11 protein-coding genes are annotated in these 16,881 nt (G+C 64.1%); 10 read left to right on the forward strand and 1 reads right to left on the reverse strand.

Annotated elements, in window-relative coordinates; all coding sequences use genetic code 11:
• Window positions 1-5: 5 nt before the first annotated feature.
• The 5 genes from astB to VPH41_RS00230 all read left to right on the forward strand — a co-directional run bounded on the left by astB (window position 6) and on the right by VPH41_RS00230 (window position 8,989).
• Window positions 6-1,346 carry an N-succinylarginine dihydrolase gene (astB, locus tag VPH41_RS00210; RefSeq protein WP_152282182.1) on the forward strand — a complete coding sequence of 447 codons (1,341 nt, stop codon included), beginning with the start codon at window positions 6-8 and terminating at the stop codon, window positions 1,344-1,346.
• 150 nt (window positions 1,347-1,496) lie between these two features.
• The gene (locus VPH41_RS00215; RefSeq protein ID WP_328568582.1) at window positions 1,497-6,224 is read left to right on the forward strand and encodes an NAD-glutamate dehydrogenase domain-containing protein; all 4,728 of its coding nucleotides are present in this window, start codon (window positions 1,497-1,499) and stop codon (window positions 6,222-6,224) included.
• On the forward strand, window positions 6,224-7,249 hold the full coding sequence (locus VPH41_RS00220) for a succinylglutamate desuccinylase (RefSeq protein ID WP_328568583.1): 1,026 nt from the start codon (window positions 6,224-6,226) through the stop codon (window positions 7,247-7,249). Before VPH41_RS00215 ends, VPH41_RS00220 begins: the two co-directional genes overlap by 1 nt.
• A 146-nt stretch (window positions 7,250-7,395) precedes the next feature.
• Window positions 7,396-8,370, forward strand: coding sequence for a DUF2167 domain-containing protein (locus VPH41_RS00225; protein WP_328568584.1), 975 nt, complete (start codon window positions 7,396-7,398; stop codon window positions 8,368-8,370).
• Window positions 8,371-8,479: 109 nt separating this feature from the next.
• A complete protein-coding gene (locus VPH41_RS00230; RefSeq protein ID WP_152282178.1) occupies window positions 8,480-8,989 on the forward strand; it encodes a DUF1993 domain-containing protein in 510 nt (169 codons plus the stop codon).
• A gap of 109 nt (window positions 8,990-9,098) precedes the next feature.
• Here VPH41_RS00230 and VPH41_RS00235 read toward each other — a convergent pair whose 3' ends face one another.
• Window positions 9,099-9,662, reverse strand: a complete 564-nt coding sequence (locus tag VPH41_RS00235; protein ID WP_328568585.1) for a glycine zipper 2TM domain-containing protein — start codon at window positions 9,660-9,662, stop codon at window positions 9,099-9,101.
• Window positions 9,663-9,835: 173 nt separating this feature from the next.
• Between VPH41_RS00235 and VPH41_RS00240 the strand changes: the two genes are divergently transcribed.
• The 5 genes from VPH41_RS00240 to VPH41_RS00260 all read left to right on the forward strand — a co-directional run bounded on the left by VPH41_RS00240 (window position 9,836) and on the right by VPH41_RS00260 (window position 16,844).
• Complete coding sequence (locus VPH41_RS00240; protein ID WP_328568586.1) at window positions 9,836-10,948, forward strand: NADH:flavin oxidoreductase/NADH oxidase; 1,113 nt, start codon at window positions 9,836-9,838, stop codon at window positions 10,946-10,948.
• 161 nt (window positions 10,949-11,109) lie between these two features.
• Complete coding sequence (locus tag VPH41_RS00245) at window positions 11,110-12,693, forward strand: ATP-binding cassette domain-containing protein (protein ID WP_328568587.1); 1,584 nt, start codon at window positions 11,110-11,112, stop codon at window positions 12,691-12,693.
• A 254-nt stretch (window positions 12,694-12,947) separates the two neighbouring features.
• A complete protein-coding gene (locus VPH41_RS00250; RefSeq protein ID WP_070254760.1) occupies window positions 12,948-13,406 on the forward strand; it encodes a RidA family protein in 459 nt (152 codons plus the stop codon).
• Between the two features lie 115 nt (window positions 13,407-13,521).
• Window positions 13,522-14,952 (forward strand): amino acid permease, encoded by a 1,431-nt coding sequence (locus VPH41_RS00255; protein ID WP_152254799.1) that lies wholly within the window; start codon window positions 13,522-13,524, stop codon window positions 14,950-14,952.
• 419 nt (window positions 14,953-15,371) lie between these two features.
• Window positions 15,372-16,844, forward strand: coding sequence for an amino acid permease (locus VPH41_RS00260; RefSeq protein ID WP_099666227.1), 1,473 nt, complete (start codon window positions 15,372-15,374; stop codon window positions 16,842-16,844).
• Window positions 16,845-16,881: the final 37 nt, after the last annotated feature.

Raw genomic sequence — 16,881 nt, forward strand, 5'->3', positions numbered from 1 at the left:
TACCCATGCACAGCACGCGCGAATACAATTTTGACGGCCTGGTGGGCCCATCGCATAACTATGCGGGGCTCTCGTTTGGCAACGTGGCTTCGTTCAGCAATGTGAAAAGCGCTTCGAATCCGAAGCAGGCCGCCTTGCAGGGCCTGGCCAAGATGCGTGCGCTGGCCGCGCGCGGCTTTGCGCAAGCCTTGCTGCCGCCGCAGGACCGGCCCAATTTCCGCCTGCTGCGCTCCATCGGTTTCACGGGCACGGACGCCGAGGTGCTGGCGCGCGCCTACAAGGAGTCGCCCGTCATCCTCGCTTGCGCGTATTCGGCCTCGCCCATGTGGACGGCGAATGCCGCCACGGTCAGCCCGTCGGCGGACACGCACGATGGCCGCGTGCATTTCACGGCCGCCAACCTGAACAACAAGCTGCACCGCGCCTTCGAGCACGCGCAGTCGGCGCGCAGCCTGCGCGCCATTTTCAGCGACGACAGGCACTTTGCCGTGCATGACGCGCTGCCGTCAACGCCCGCCTTTGGCGACGAGGGCGCGGCCAACCACACGCGCCTGGGCGCGAACCACGGCGCGCCATCGGTCGAGCTGTTCGTGTATGGTCGCGTGGAGTTCGATCCATCGGCGCCGTCGCCGAAGCGCTACCCGGCGCGCCAGACCCTGGAAGCGTCGCAAGCCGTGGCGCGCCTGCATGGCCTGGATGCGAAGCGCACCGTGTACGTGCAGCAGAACCCGGACGTGATCGACCAGGGCGTGTTCCATAACGACGTCATCGCTGTCGGCAATGGCAATGTGCTGTTCTATCACGAGCAGGCGTTTGCGGACGAAGAGGCAAGCCTGTCGCAGTTGCACCGCGCCGTTGCCGCGACGGGGGCCGATTTGCAGGCGCTGCGCGTGGACACGGGCCAGGTGCCGATCGCGGACGCCGTCAGCAGCTACCTGTTCAACAGCCAGCTGCTGACGAAAGAGGGCGGCAGGATGGCGCTGGTGATTCCGCAGGAGTGCCAGGAAAACCGCGCCGTGGCGCGCTACCTGGAAGGCCTGGTGGCCAGCGGCGGCCCGGTCGATGAACTGATTCATTTCGACCTGCGCCAGAGCATGCGCAACGGCGGCGGGCCCGCCTGCCTGCGCTTGCGCGTGGCCTTGACGGAAACCGAGGCGCGCGCCATGCACCAGGGCGTGATCATGACGGAAGCGCTGTACCATCGGCTGGTGCAGTGGGTGGAGAAGCACTACCGCGACCATCTGGAGCCGAGCGACCTGGCCGACCCGCAGCTGGCGCTGGAAGTGCATGCGGCGCTTGAAGAATTGACGATCATCCTCAACTTACCGGGATTGTACGACTTGTAGGCGATAGAAAAACACACAGAAAAAATCCGAGACAGACTATCCGTAGCACAGAATTGGACGGGCGACCCCCGTCTCTTGACACCGCTGCCGCCCAGCCACAAGCCCGAACGACAGCGTTGGACATTCACATTACCGTAATGGAGATGCAAGATGAATCACACGCCACAAGATTTGCGTACACAAACGCTGGAGCTGATTAACGCGGCTGGCAATGCGAACAAGGCGGCAGCGCCTGTCGTACAACTGGTGCAGGCATGGCTGGACTCGCTTGACGCCGAAGACCTGGCCGACATCGCGCCCGGCAGCCTGGCGCCCGTGCTGGTCGACGGTTTTACGCAAGCGGCCAAGCGCACCGGCAGCGGCTGCCAAATCGCCACCCTGCGCTATGCGGATGGCCGTGGCGGCATGGCGAGCGCCTTGCTGATCCTGAACGAAGACATGCCTTACCTGGTCGACTCCATCGTCATGGCCATGCGCCGCCAGCACCTGGCCGTGCGCGGCGTGATGAATACCGTGCTGCCCGTGCGCCGCGCCGCCGACGGCAGCGTGGAAGCGGTGCGCCAGCCTGGCGATCCGCTCGAATCGTACGTACTGGTGCTGCTCGATGAAGAGCTGGCGCCCGATGCACTGGCCGCCCTGGTCGCCGCCATCGACATGGTGGCGCGCGACGCCGCCGTCGTGCGCCGCGACAGCGCCGCCATGAGCGAGCGCCTGGCAGCCGTCGCCACGGCCGCCGCCCAGCATGGCGAAGAAGGCGCGGAAGTGGCCGCCTTCCTGGAATGGGCCCGCAGCGGCGGCTTTGAAGTGTTCGGCTACGCGTATTACCGCGTCAAGCCGGGCGTGCGCGAACTGGAACGCGACATCCCGAGCCGCGTGGGCGTGCTGCAGGATACGGCGCACCCCGTCTACGGTACCTGCCTGGCGAATATTCCGGGCGATTTCGATACCCTGGCCAAGCGCGAATCGGCGCTGTCCATCGTCAAGGCAGACGTGGCCGGCACCCTGCACCGCGACCAGCAGCTTGATTTCATCGGCGTGCGCGACACGGATGCGCAAGGCGCCATCCTGGGCGAACACTGCTTCGTCGGCTTGTTTACCCGCGCCGGCAATTCCACCCCGCTGGCGGCGCTGCCCTTTGCGCGCGGCCGCGTGGCCAAGGTACTGAGCCTGGCCGGCGTGCGCCAGCAAGGCTTCCGCGCCGAGAAATTCCGCGAGATCCTCGAATCGCTGCCGCGCACCGAAGCGCTGGAAGCGGACCTCGACTGGCTGGCGCAAGTGTGCGGCGCCGTCGTCTCGCTGTACAAGCAGCCGCGCACCAAGGTCTTCGCGCGCCGCGACGTGTACGCGCGCCACCTGAACGTGCTGGTGTACCTCCCGCGCGAGCGCTACAGCGCCAGCGTGGCATCGAGCCTGGCCAAGGCGCTGCAAGCCAGTTCCGGCGCCACGCATGTGAGCACGCAAACCCTGGTGGCCGACGGCCCCCTGGCGCGCGTCTACCTGATCGCCCACGCCGCCCGCTACCCGCTGGACCTGGAAACGGATATCGAACAGCCGCTCTTGGGCGTGCTTGATGGCTGGCATAACGGCTTTGCTGCCGTCGCCGACGCCGTGCCCGACGTGGCCCTGCGCACCAGCCTGCGCAAGCTGTGCGCCACCCTGCCGCTCGACTACGTGGCCGCCACTGCGCCGGCCGTCGCTTTCCGGGACCTCGACACCATCTTGCGCAACACCGATCCATCGCACGTGGCCGTGCGCATCGAGACGGGTGCCGTCACCACCATCCGCCTGTATTCGGCCAACAAGGTGCCGCCGCTGTCGGCCATCCTGCCGGCGCTGCATAACGCGGGCGTGGCGATCGACCGCGAGCAGGCATTTTCGATTTCGCCGCTGGACGGTACGCGCTATTTCGTCACCAGCCTGACGGTCGATGCCGCCAGTGCGGCGAAACTGGCGCAGCCATCCGTCGTCGCCGTGGCGCAGGAACTGTTTGCCGCCCTGTTCAACGATGAAGCCGAAGACGGCCGCCTGAACGGCCTGGTCATCGAAGGCGGCCTGTCGACGCGCGAAGTGCAGCTGGTGCGCGCCTACACCAGCTACTGGCGCCAGACGGGCAGCCGCTTCTCGGTGCGCTACATTGCCGAAAGCCTGCGCAAGCAGCCGGCCCACGTGAAAGCCCTGGTCGACGCCTTCCTGCAGCGCTTCGATCCGTCGCTGTCGGACGCGCAGCACGCGGCCGCCCTGGAAGCCATCGCCACCATCAAGGCCGGCCTGCCGTCCGTGAACCATGCGGACACCGAGGAAATCCTCGGCGCGCTGGCCGACCTGATGGCCGCCACCCTGCGCACCAGCTACTTCCAGAACAATCAAGCCGGCGACAAGATCATCTTCAAGTTCGACACCAGCAGCCTGGCGCTGGTGCCGGAACCGCGTCCTTACCGCGAGATTTTCGTCTTCTCGCGCCGCTTCGAAGGCGTGCACCTGCGCGGCGGCCCTGTCGCCCGCGGCGGCTTGCGCTGGTCCGACCGCATGGAAGACTACCGCACCGAAGTGCTGGGCCTCGTCAAGGCGCAGATGGTCAAGAATGCTGTCATCGTGCCGGCCGGCGCAAAGGGCGGCTTTGTCTGCAAGATGATGCCGAAGGACGCCGTGCGTGAAACCATCGCGGCCGAAGGCGAAGCCGTGTACCGCCTGTTCATTTCCAGCCTGCTGGAAGTGACGGACAACCGTTCGCTGGGCAATATCGTCCCGCCCGTCGACACCGTGTGCTTCGACGACGCCGACCCGTATCTGGTGGTGGCTGCCGACAAGGGTACGGCCACCTTCTCGGACATCGCCAACGGCATCGCCGTGCAGCGCGGTTTCTGGCTCGGCGACGCGTTCGCCTCGGGCGGTTCGAACGGCTACGACCACAAGAAACTGGGCATCACCGCCAAGGGCGCGTTCGAAGCCGTGAAGCGCCATTTCTATGAAATGGACCACGACCTGAACACCACCCCGATCACCATGGTCGGCGTGGGCGACATGTCGGGCGACGTGTTCGGCAATGGCGTGCTGCTGTCGCGCCAGCTGAAGCTGGTGGCCGCGTTCGACCACCGCCACATCTTCCTCGACCCGACGCCGGACGTCGCCGTCTCGTTCGACGAGCGCGCGCGCCTGTTTGCCTTGCCGCGCTCCTCGTGGGACGACTACAACAAGGAGCTGATCTCGGCAGGCGGCGGCGTGTATCCGCGCTCCGCTCGCACGATCGAGCTGTCGCCGCAAATCCGCGCCGCCCTCGATATCGCCGAGACCTCGCTGCCGCCCGAAGAACTGATGCACCGCATCCTGAAGTCGCCCGTGGACCTGTTCTACAACGGCGGCATCGGCACCTACATCAAGGCCTCCAGCGAGACCCATGCCCAGGTGAAGGACCGCGCGAATGACCATATCCGCGTCAGCGGCAATGAGCTGCGCGTGAAGGTCGTCGCCGAAGGCGGCAATCTGGGTGCAACGCAGGCCGGCCGCATCGAGTTCGCGCTGGCGGGCGGACGCATCTTCACCGATGCGATCGACAACTCGGCTGGCGTGGATTGCTCGGACCATGAAGTGAACGTGAAAATCTGGCTGGACGTGGAAGTCAATGCGGGCAAGCTGACGGAAGCCGACCGCAACCGCGAGCTGTATGCGATGACGGACGACGTCGAGCGCCTGGTCTTGCGCGACAACACGCAGCAGACGCATTTGCTGGTGCGCGAGTTGCAGGCGCAAGGCGAGAGCGCCGTGCAGGATGGCTATGCCGCCCTGATCGCCAGCCTGGAAGAAGAGGGTGCCCTGTCGCGCGAGCTGGAGCAATTGCCGTCGGTGGCCGAACTGGCACGCCGCAAGGCCGACGGCCGTGGGTTGACCACGCCGGAACTGGCGGTGGTGATCGCCAACGTGAAGAACCGCTTCAAGCGCATTCTGTCCGCGCTGCCGCTGACGGAAGAAACGTGGGCCGAGCCGGTGCTCAAACCCTACTTCCCGTCCCTGCTGGTGGAAACCCGTTCGGCGCTCGACCACCCGCTGGCCAACGCCATCCTGGCGACCGTGCTGGCCAATGAAGTGATCAACCGCTGCGGTCCGCTGATGATACGCAACCTGGCATTCGAGCATGGCGTGGACGAATCGGCAGTGATCCTGGCCTGGGGCCAGGCCTGGGTGGCGTTGAACCTGGCGCCCGTGTTCGACGCGCTCGATGCGGATGCCCTGACGATTCCGCGTGCCGTGTCGATCAAGGTCGATGCTCAAACGCGCGTGCTGCAGCAAACGATGATCGCCGGCGTGCTGTCCGTGCCGGCAGAGCAATTGCGTGGCGCGGGCCTGGCCGAACTCACGCGCCTGTTTGGCGCGGAATCGAAGCGCGAGCTGCTGCAAGCCGTCGGCATCAAGTCCGAGGCAGCGCTGGTGCCGGGCCTCAAGCCGGCCTTCGTGCAGGCGTGGGATGCGGTCGATGCGCTGGAAGTCGTCTCCGGCTTCCTGTTCCCGGCCCTGTCCGTGCCGCGTCCTGCGTCGATGGACCTGGCGGCCTTCCTGCAAGTGGGCCTGGCCCTGCGCAGCCAGGCAGGCATCGATACGCTGGAACGCGGCCTGAAGCTGGCCGCGCAAGGCAAGTCGCAGGAACAGTTGCGCAACTACGCGCAGCAGGCGCTGCGCCGCACGCAACAGCGTTTGCTGACGCAGGTACTGGCGCGTGCCGAGCAAGGCAACGCGGGCAAGGCCGTCGATGCGGTGACGGGCGCGCTGGGCCTGTCGGCCTATGTGGCGGCGACGGAACTGGAGCAAGCCATGCTGGACGTGTGGACCTTGTCGGAAGCCGTGAATAAAATCACGGCGAAACCTACCGCGGAAGCGACGGTGTAATGACGCAAGCAGCAACACAAGCAGTAACACAGGCAGTGCAGGGCGCCGGCGGCTTGCCGCCGGCCGTGCAGGCGCTGGCGCAGGCCGATTTCGGCGCCGTGGCGCAGCTGTTCTCGGACGCCGGCTTCACGGTGGCCTTGCCGGCGCCCGGCATGCTGCAGGTGCTCAAGCCGGGAGAGGGCCGCGTCAGCGTGGCCGTCTCGGTGGGCGTGCATGGCGACGAAACGGGGCCGATCGAGGTGCTCGCGCATCTGCTCGACGCCCTGTCGCGCGATGCGTCGAAGCTGGCCGTCGATTTGCTCGTTTGCGTGGGCAATGTCGATGCGATCCGGGCCGGCAAGCGTTTCATCGACGCCGACCTCAATCGCATGTTCCGCCCCGTGCGGGGAAGCCTGGCGCAGGCGGCGGAAAGTGCGCGCGCCGATGAAATGATCGCTGCCACGGCAGCGTTCTTCGGCGCGGCCGGTCCCGTGCGCTGGCACCTGGATCTGCACACGGCCATCCGGCCTTCCGTGTATCCCACGTTTGCCATCGTGCCCGACCTGGTGGCCGACGAGGCCAAGGCGCAGCTGGTCGACTGGCTGGGCCAGGCGGCCATCGGCGCCATCATCATGAATCCGCAGTCGGCCGGCACGTATAGCTATTATTCGGCCGAGCACTTCGGCGCGGCCGCCAGCACGGTGGAGCTGGGCCGCGTGGGCACCCTGGGACAGAACGATTTGTCCCTGTTCGACGATGTGTCGCGGGCGCTGGACGGCCTGTTGCGGGGCCAGCCTGCGCAGCCCGTCAAGGCGGCGCCCCACGTGTTCAAGGTGGCGCAGGAAATCATCAAGCACAGCGATGAATTCCGCATGGCGTTTGATCGCAGCACGCAGAATTTCACGTCCTTGCCGCAACACGCCGTGATCGCCAGCGATGGCGACCACGTCTACACGGTGCAGCACGCGGAAGAGCTGGTGGTGTTCCCCAACCCGGACGTGCGGGTGGGCTTGCGCGCCGGTCTGATGGTGGTGCGCGTGTCTTAATCGCTGTACGGTGTTCGTACGTCAGGCGCCAGCCGGGGAAACCCGCCTGGCGCTTTTTTTGCAAAAAAATTCCGCACGGAAATAATTATCCATTAAGCAATCAATTGATATAAAATATTTACCCTTTGCAATTTTTTGGACCGATCATGTTGAAACGCCTGCTGACAGCCCTGCTGTGCCTGACCCTCTCCGGCCTGACGGCTGCCGCCCCTGCCGACGACAAGGCTTCCGCGCCGGAAATGACAGCCGAGCAATTCCTCGCCCAGTTGCACTTGCAGCGCGGCAAGATCACTTTGCCGGGCGGCATCGCCACCCTGGACTTGCCTGCCAACTTCCGTTATCTGTCGCCGACGGACGCCGAGCGCGTGCTGGTCGATGCCTGGGGCAATCCACCGGGCATGGTGTCGCTGGGCATGATCGTGCCCGCCAAGACCAGCGTGCTCGAGCGCGATAGCTGGGGCGTCATCGTTACGTATGAAAAGGAAGGGCACATCAAGGACGACGATGCGGACAGCATCAAATATGACGAATTGCTCAAGGATATGCAGGCGTCCGTGCTCGAACATAACGCGGAGCGCAAGAAGCAGGGCTATCCCGGCATCCATTTGATGGGCTGGGCGGAAAAACCCAGCTATGCCAAGGATACGCACAAGCTGTACTGGGCCAAGGACCTGATGGTCGACGGCGGCGAGCACTCGCTCAACTACAACGTGCGCGTGCTGGGCCGCGAAGGCGTGCTGAACCTGAACGCGATTGCCGGCATGCAGCAGATCGAGGCGATCAAGAAAGAAATGCAGCAAGTGACGGCGTTCACGGAATTTACCGAGGGTAACCGCTACACGGATTTCGACAGCAAGACGGACAAGGTGGCCGAATATGGCCTGGCGGCGCTGGTGGCGGGCGGCGTGGCCAGCAAGCTGGGCCTGTTTGGCAAGCTGCTGGCGCTGTTGCTGGCCTTCAAGAAAGTACTGATCCTGGCCGTCGTGGGCGCCGGTGCGGCCATCGTCAAGTTCTTTGGCGGCAAGCGCAAGGACCAGCCCGCACCGCAGCCGCTGCCGCAAGCGGAACCGGCAGAACAGCCTGGCCATGTGCCGGATGGCAAGGTCAACCTGGAAAAGTAAGGGCAAGTGGGCCGTTCGGTGCGCTGGCGCACGGGAGCGGCATGGCGCGCGCTGCCGGAAGACGAAGCCTCGGGTACACTGGCGCATCGTTCATTATCAGGAGTGCGCCATGTCCGTGTCCATGTATCAGGCAACCATCCCCGTCTTCATCCGCGGCTTGAAAGTCGTCTCGGCCTTGCTGGAAAAGGGCCAGGCGCATGTGGAGGAAGATGGCATCGTGCCCGAGATTTTATTGGGTGCGCAGCTGGCGCCCGACATGCTGGACCTGACGGCGCAGGTGCAGCGCGCCAGCGATACGTCGAAGATGTCGGTCGAGCGCCTGAGCGGCGTGCCGGCGCCGAAATTCGACGATAACGAAACGTCGTTCGAGCAGCTGCAAGAGCGCATCGCCAATACCATCGCCTACATCGACAGCGTGAATGCGGGCCAGATGGCGGGCAGCGCGCAGAAGGAAGTGGTGCTGAACTGGACCGATGCAGGCACGAAATTCTCGGGCGACGATTACCTGCTCAGCTTTGCCTTGCCCAACTTCTATTTTCACGTCTCCATGGTCCACGCCATCCTGCGAAACAATGGCGTGGCCGTGGGCAAGCTCGATTACCTAGGCCCTTACGATTGATGGGCCTGAAAAACCGTCGCGAGCGGCGATGATGGGCGGCCGAGAAGCGCAACTGTGCTGAAGCACCGTGAGCATCGCAGGCCGCAAAGCGCGACGCGCAGCAGGTTTGTTAACGTTGCGGCTGCTGCACCTGATTCTGCACCGCATTACCCAGCATGCCGCCGCCGATCACGCCGGCCACGGTCGCCAGCGCCTTGCCGCGGCCGCCACCGACCTGATTGCCGATCAAGCCGCCGATGACGGCGCCCGTGCCGATGCCCACGTAATTGGGTTGGGCAGGTGCCGGCGCCGGCTGCTGCTGGCGCACGGGTTCGCGGTAAGCCGTGTCGCGGTAGCCATCGTTGTTATCGTTGTAGGCAGGGCGCGCTTGCGCCACTTGCGTGTGGTGCACGACCCGCTTGTGCACGACGGGGGCCGGCGCCGGTGCCGGAGCGGCCTGCGCCACGACGGGAGCGGCGAGCGGGGCGGCCACGGGCGCCGCCAGGGCAGCCGCGCTCGCTGGCGTCAGCGCCGCCACGTCCGCAGGGATGGCCGGCGTGGCAGGCACGTTGGCCCGCGAATTGGGCAGGATGCCGGCGATGGACGCCGCGCCCACCAGGCACAGGACCGTGACGGAAATGGCGGCGCCGGCCATCAAGGGGTGGATGCGGTTGGCGGTAGTCGTCGTGTTCATGTGTTCTCCTGGGGGCAATATGTTGCGGTGGTGTTGCTGTGTTGTTGATGTGTCCAGATTAACGGCCGCGCCTGCGCAAGGCTAGCCCCTGCGCTGTATCAAACGTAAGCAGGTGTAAGCCGCGCTTTCCAAAGCACAGTAGAATCGGTGCTTCCCCTTTTCCGGAGTCCGCCATGAGCCAGCTATTCACGCCGTATGCACTGGGGCCGCTGCAAGTGGCCAACCGTATCGCCATCGCGCCCATGTGCCAGTACTCGGCCGACAATGGCAACGCCACGGACTGGCACATGATCCACCTGGGCCACCTAGCCCTGTCCGGCGCGGGGCTGCTGATGACGGAAGCGACGGCCGTCTCGCCCGAGGGACGCATCTCGGCCGAGGACCTGGGCCTGTGGTCGGACGCGAATCAAGCGGCGCTGGACAAGGTGGTGCAGGCGATCCGCCGCCACGCCCCGATGCCACTGGTGGTGCAGCTGGGCCATGCGGGACGCAAGGCATCGAGCCGCGCGCCCTGGCAGGGCGGCGCCTGCGTGCACCTGGCCGAGGGCGGCTGGCAAACGGTGGCGCCATCGGCCATCGCCCACGCGCCCGGCGAAACGGTGCCGATCGCCCTCGACGAGATGGGTTTGTTGCAAATCAAGGGCGCCTTTGTCGCGGCCGCCCAGCGCGTGCATGCGCTCGGTATCGAAGGCATCGAACTGCACGCGGCGCACGGTTATCTGCTGCACCAGTTCCTGTCGCCCCTGTCGAATCAGCGCACCGATGCGTATGGCGGCAGCCTGGAAAACCGCATGCGTTTTCCGCTGGAAGTATATGAAGCCGTGCGCGCCGCCGTGCCCGCCAGCGTGGCCGTGGGTGTGCGCATTTCCGCCACCGACTGGGTCGACGGCGGATGGGAGATCGAGCAAAGCGTGCGCTTCGCGCAGGAACTCAAGCAGCTGGGCGCCGACTTCATCCACGTCTCCAGCGGCGGCATTTCGCCCCAGCAGCAAATCCCCGTGGGGCCTGGCTACCAGGTGGCGTTTGCCGAGCGCATCAAGCGCGACAGCGGCTTGCCCACCATCAGCGTGGGCTTGATCACGGAAGCGCAGCAGGCGGAAGATATCGTTGCCAACGGCCAGTCCGACATGGTGGCGCTGGCGCGCGCCATCCTGTTCGACCCGCGCTGGCCCTGGCATGCGGCGGCCCAGCTGGGCGCACAGGTGCAGGCGCCGCCCCAGTACTGGCGTTCGCAGCCGCGCGAATTCAAGAACCTGTTCGGCGACACGAGCCTGGGCCAGCGCTGAACCGGCCGTCTCTGCTACACTGACGCTTCTTTCCCCTTTCTCCAGGACGCTTCGACATGCGCCATTGATACTGCCGTGCTGTGCACGGCCTCGCCCTTCCCGCCACGGCGCCTTGCGCCGCGCGGGTTCGCCAGCCCTGTCTGCACGTACCAGGAGTATCCATGCCCGCATTCCTACAACTCGACCGTCTGTCCCATGCCTTGCCCGATGGCCGGGTGCTGTTTTCCGATTTGCAATTTTCCTTTGCCCCGCAACGTATCGGCCTCGTCGGCGATAACGGCGTGGGCAAGAGCGTGCTGGCGCGCCTGCTGGCGGGCCACGAGCAGCTATCGGGCGGCGCCGTGCGCTGCGACGGCAGCGTGCATTACGTGGCGCAGGAACTCGATCCGCAACACTATCCTACCGTGGCGGCACTCGCCGGCATGGAGGGCTTGCTGGCCGCGCTGGCGCGCATCGCCGCCGGCAGCATCGACGAAGCCGACTACGCCTTGGTGGGCGAGCGCTGGGATGCGCCTGCCCGTTTGCGCCAGGCGCTCGACGCGCTCGATCTGCGCCATGTCGACGCCGGCACGCCCACGGCTAGCCTCAGCGGCGGCGAACGCCAGCGCATCGCCTTGCAGGGCGCCTGGTTGTCGCAGGCGGACTGGCTGGTGCTCGATGAGCCGAGCAACCATCTCGATGCGCAGCAGCGCGCCCGTTTGGTGGCGCAGATGGCGCGCTGGCCCGGCGGCTTGCTGCTGATCAGCCATGACCGCGCGCTGCTGGAGCACGTCGATGCCATCGCCGAATTGTCGCCGCAGGGCTTGCGCAGCTATGGCGGCAATTATTCCTGGTATGCGCAGCAGCGCGCGCTGGAGCAGGCCGGCTACGCTGCCGCCTTGCAGGCGGAAAAGGCCGGTGCCCGACGCGAACAGCGCGAAGCGCAGCAGCAGGCCGAGCGCCAGCAGCGCCGCGTGGGACGTGGCGAGCGCGAGGGCCGCGAAGGCAATCAAAGCAAGCTCTTGCTCGATGCGAAAAAGGAGAAAAGCCAGGATAGCCAGGGCAAGCTGCGCGTGCGCGCGCAGGAAGCGCAGCAGGCGCGCCAGCAAAGGGTAATGGACGCCAGCGCCCGCTGCGCGCCCGAGGCCGAACGGCTGCTGCTGGCGCCTGACAGCGCTGTGCCGAACGGCAAGTTGATCCTGGCATTGCGCGACGTGGTCTTGCCGCATGGCCAGGCGCACACCATCAACCTGATACTGAGCGGGCCGCGCCGCCTGGCCGTGACGGGAGACAATGGCAGCGGCAAGTCGACCCTGCTGCGCGTGATCGCCGGGCAACTGGCACCCGCCGGCGGCACCGTGCAATGCCATGCCAGGATCGCCTGGCTGGACCAGCATGCGGGCGCGCGCGAAGGAGACCGCAGCGCCGTGCAGCGCTTGCAGGCTCGCAATAGCATCCTGGCGGAAGGGGACTTGCGCACGCGGCTGGCGCTGCTGGGCATTGCCAGCGCGCGCGCCACCATGCCCAGCCATTTGCTGAGCGGGGGCGAGCGCATGAAGGTGGCGCTGGCGGCCGAACTGTATGCGCAGGCGCCGCCCCAGTTGCTGCTGCTCGACGAACCGGACAATCACCTGGACCTGGCCAGCCTGCAGGCGCTCGAGCACATGCTGCTGCAATATCAGGGGGCGTTACTTGTGGTTTCGCATGACCGGGCATTTCTGGAAGCGATAAACCTTGACCCGGAGGGCTTGACATTGCATAAGTGATAATTGAATGAAAAAATACACGCTCGATGCCTGGAGAGCATGCTTCATGAACCGATGCTGAATTTTGTTTGATTGTCGGTATAATCCACTGAATAACCGGGCCTATTTGTGAACTAAAACTGCTGGTTCACCAATATGATGACGTTTAATCTGGCACTGTTGTCGGTCACTACCGCGCTGCCAGGGCGACGCCGTCCTTGCCCTGCCGCTCATGAATTTCGGTTTCGTTTATATTGTTTTCTTGGAGAAATAGCATGTCGTTTTACGAAAAACTCAAAGCCCTCAACATCGAACTGCCAGTCGTTGCTGCGCCAGCTGCCGCTTACGTGATGCATGCCCGCACGGGCAACACCGTCTTCCTGTCCGGCCACCTGGCCAAGAAGGATGGCAAGGTGTGGGTCGGCCAGCTGGGCAAGGACGTGACCACGGAAGAAGGCAAGATCGCTGCGCGCGGCATCGCCATCGAACTGATCGCTACCCTGCAAGACGCGTGCGGCGGCGACTTGAACAAGGTCAAGCGCATCGTCAAGGTCATGAGCCTGGTCAATTCCACCTCCACATTCACGGAACAGCACCTGGTCACCAATGGCGCCTCGGAACTGTTCGTCGAAGTCTTCGGCGACAGCGGCAAGCATGCGCGCTCCGCCTTCGGCGTGGCACAAATCCCGCTGGGCGCTTGCGTCGAGATCGAACTGATCGCCGAACTGGCCTGATCGTCTGAGCATGCCGGCGCTTGCCGCCGGCTCACCGTTTCCTCCCTTCCAGCAAGAGCGGAACCGCCATTGGGTGGAGGGATCGGTGTATTCAAGAAAAAAACGGAGACACGTAATGAAAACGAGTGAACAAGGCTTGCACCGCGGCCTGGGCGAGCGGCAGATCCGCCTGATGGCGCTGGGCGCCGCGATTGGCGTGGGCCTGTTTCTGGGTTCCGGCAACGCCATCAAGATGGCCGGTCCCGGCATCATGCTGTCCTACATCATCGGTGGCGCGGTCATCTTCATGATCATGCGTGCGCTGGGCGAAATGGCCGTGCACAATCCCGTGGCCGGTTCCTTCAGCCGCTACGCCCAGGATTACCTGGGCCCGCTGCAAGGCTATCTGACGGGCTGGAACTACTGGTTCCTGTGGCTGGTCACATGCGTGGCCGAAATTACCGCCGTTGCCATCTACATGGGCATCTGGTTCCCCGACGTGCCGCGCTGGATCTGGGCCCTGGCGGCTTTGGGTTCCATGGGCGCGATCAACCTGCTGGCCGTGAAAGCGTATGGCGAGTTCGAATTCTGGTTTGCCCTGATCAAGGTCGTCACCATCATCCTGATGATCGTCGGCGGCACGGGCATGATCATCTTCGGTTTCGGCAACGGCGGCGTGGCCATCGGCATCTCGAACCTGTGGACGCATGGCGGGTTCTTCCCGAACGGCGCGCAGGGCGTGCTGATGTCCTTGCAGATGGTGATGTTTGCCTACCTGGGCGTGGAAATGATCGGCCTGACGGCCGGCGAAGCGGCGAACCCGAAGAAATCGATTCCCGACGCCATCAATTCCGTGTTCTGGCGCATCCTGATTTTCTATGTCGGCGCCTTGTTCGTCATCCTGTCGATCTACCCATGGAATGAAATCGGTACCTCGGGCAGCCCGTTCGTGATGACGTTCGAACGCCTGGGCATCAAGACGGCAGCGGGCATCATCAACTTCGTCGTGCTGACGGCAGCCTTGTCCTCGTGCAATGGCGGCATCTTCAGCACGGGCCGCATGTTGTACAACCTGGCGCAGCAAGGCCAGGCGCCGAAGGCGTTTGCGGAAACCACGGCCAGCGGCGTGCCGCGCCGCGCCATCCTGGTATCCGTGTTTGCGCTGCTGCTGGGCGTGCTGCTGAACTACCTGGTACCGGAAAAAGTGTTTATCTGGGTCACCTCGATTTCCACCTTCGGCGCCGTCTGGACCTGGGGCGTGATCCTCGTCACGCAGATCCAGTTCCGCAAGACCTTGACGCCGCTGGAAATCAAGAACCTGGCCTTCCGCATGCCGTTCGCGCCCTACGGTTCCTGGATTTCGCTGGCTTTCCTGGCGCTGGTGATCGGCTTGATGGCGTATTTCCCCGATACGCGCATCGCCCTGATGGTGGGGCCTGCCTGGCTGATCCTGCTGACGGTGCTGTACTACGTGCTGGGCCTGGCGCCGAAAGACCGCCGCGACGACGTGCCGCAAGGCTACGAAGCAGGCTGGCCGCCGGCCGACGTGCCGCACGGTAAAAAGTAATCCAGCGTAGTTGAGCTGAATCAAAAGCGCGCCCCTGCTCTTGCAGCGGCGCGCTTTTTCTTTCATATTGGCAATTCCATGCAGCGCTAGCGCCAGTGCGCGTTTGATGGCGCACGCCTGGCGTTGTTTCCTTGCATCAAACTTCTGTTTAGCTGAGCCGATGAAAGCCCTATAATCGCTTAGTTTTGAAAATGGACGCGATCTTTCCGGTTTTTTGCCAGGTAGGGCCGGAGCGCCGTTTTTAAGTGTTTTTACCCGTCATGTTTCGAACGACACCTGACAAAACCGTAGCGAGCGGATGCGAGTTGTGGCTAAGAAGCGCAGCTGTGCGAATGCACAGTGAGCATCGCAGGCCGCAAATCACGACGCGCAGTAGGTTTTGGCAGGTGTTCAAGTGCATGCCTCATAAAGGAATGCTAGTGAGCCAAACCCTGGTCCAGAAACTTTGCCGCACCAAGCCGATCGATACCACGGTCGAATATGGTGAAGGCCTCAGCAGCAGTGGCTTGAGCCGGTCCATCGGCCTGTTTTCCCTCACCATGATCGGCGTCGGTGCCACCATCGGCACGGGCATTTTCTTTACCATGGTCGAAGCCGTACCCAAGGCAGGCCCGTCGGTCGTCCTGTCCTTTTTGATCGCCGCCATCACGGCCGGTTTGACGGCCTTGTGCTATGCGGAATTGTCATTCCGCATTCCCGCTTCCGGCTCCTCGTATTCGTTTGCCTACGCCACCGTGGGCGAGTTCCTGGCCTTCATCATGGCCGCCTGCCTGCTGCTCGAATACGGCTTGGCGGGCAGTGCCGTGGCCATCGGCTGGTCGTCCTACCTGAATAATTTCCTGGAAAATGCCTTTGGCTGGCATATTCCCGAGATGCTGCGCACGCCGATGATCGTTTCTGGCCCGCATGGCATGGAGTTTCATGCCGGCCACATCAACCTGCCGCCCATCTTCCTGATCTGCATGTGCGGCTTTCTGCTGCTGCGCGGTGCCAAGGAGTCCGCCCTGATGAACGCCATCATGGTCATCATCAAGCTGGCGATTCTCGTGTTTTTCATCGTCATCGCGTTTTCCGGTTTTAATGCCGACAATTTTTTCCCTTTCTTCAATGCCGACAACAGCAAGGGCTTTGCCGGCATGACGGGCGTGACGGCTGCGGCCGGCACCGTCTTCTTCTCCTTCATCGGCCTCGATACGGTGGCGACGGCGGGCGACGAAGTGAAAAATCCCACGCGCAATGTGCCGCGCGGCATCCTCGGCGCCTTGCTGATCGTCACCGTGTTTTACTTGCTGGTGGCCGTGGCCGCCCTGGGCGCGCAGCAGGCCAAGCTGTTCGAAGGCCAGGAAGCGGGCCTGGCGGTGATCCTGCAAAACGTCACGGGCAAGACCTGGCCCGCGCTGGTGCTGTCGGCTGGCGCCGTCATTTCCGTCTTCAGCGTGACCCTGGTGACGATCTACGGCCAGACGCGCATCCTGTTTGCCGTCAGCCGCGACGGCCTGATCCCGAAGTCGTTCCAGAAGATTCATCCGCGCACCTTGGTGCCGGTCAGCAATACCATCATCGTCTGCCTGGTGGTGGCCGTGGTGGCGGGCTCCGTCGATGCCACTTACCTGTGGGACATGGTCAGCATCGGCACCCTGACCGCGTTCATGGTGGTGTCGATTGCCGTGCCCGTACTGCGCCACAAGCAGGGCGCCAACCGCATCGAAGGCTTCAGCGTGCCGTTCGGGCCGTATGTGATTCCTGGCCTCAGCGTGCTCGCTTGCCTGTACATCATGCGCGATTTGCCGCATACGACGTTTGTCGTGTTCAGCGTGTGGATGGCGGTGACCGTGGCCATTTATTTCTTGTACAGCATGCGGCATTCGCACTTGGGCAAGAAGGCCCGCTGATGCAGTCTGTTCCATCCGAAACCGCCGCGCTTGCCGG

The sequence above is a fragment of the Janthinobacterium sp. P210006 genome, from assembly GCF_036231885.1.
GTDB lineage: Bacteria > Pseudomonadota > Gammaproteobacteria > Burkholderiales > Burkholderiaceae_D > Janthinobacterium > Janthinobacterium violaceinigrum.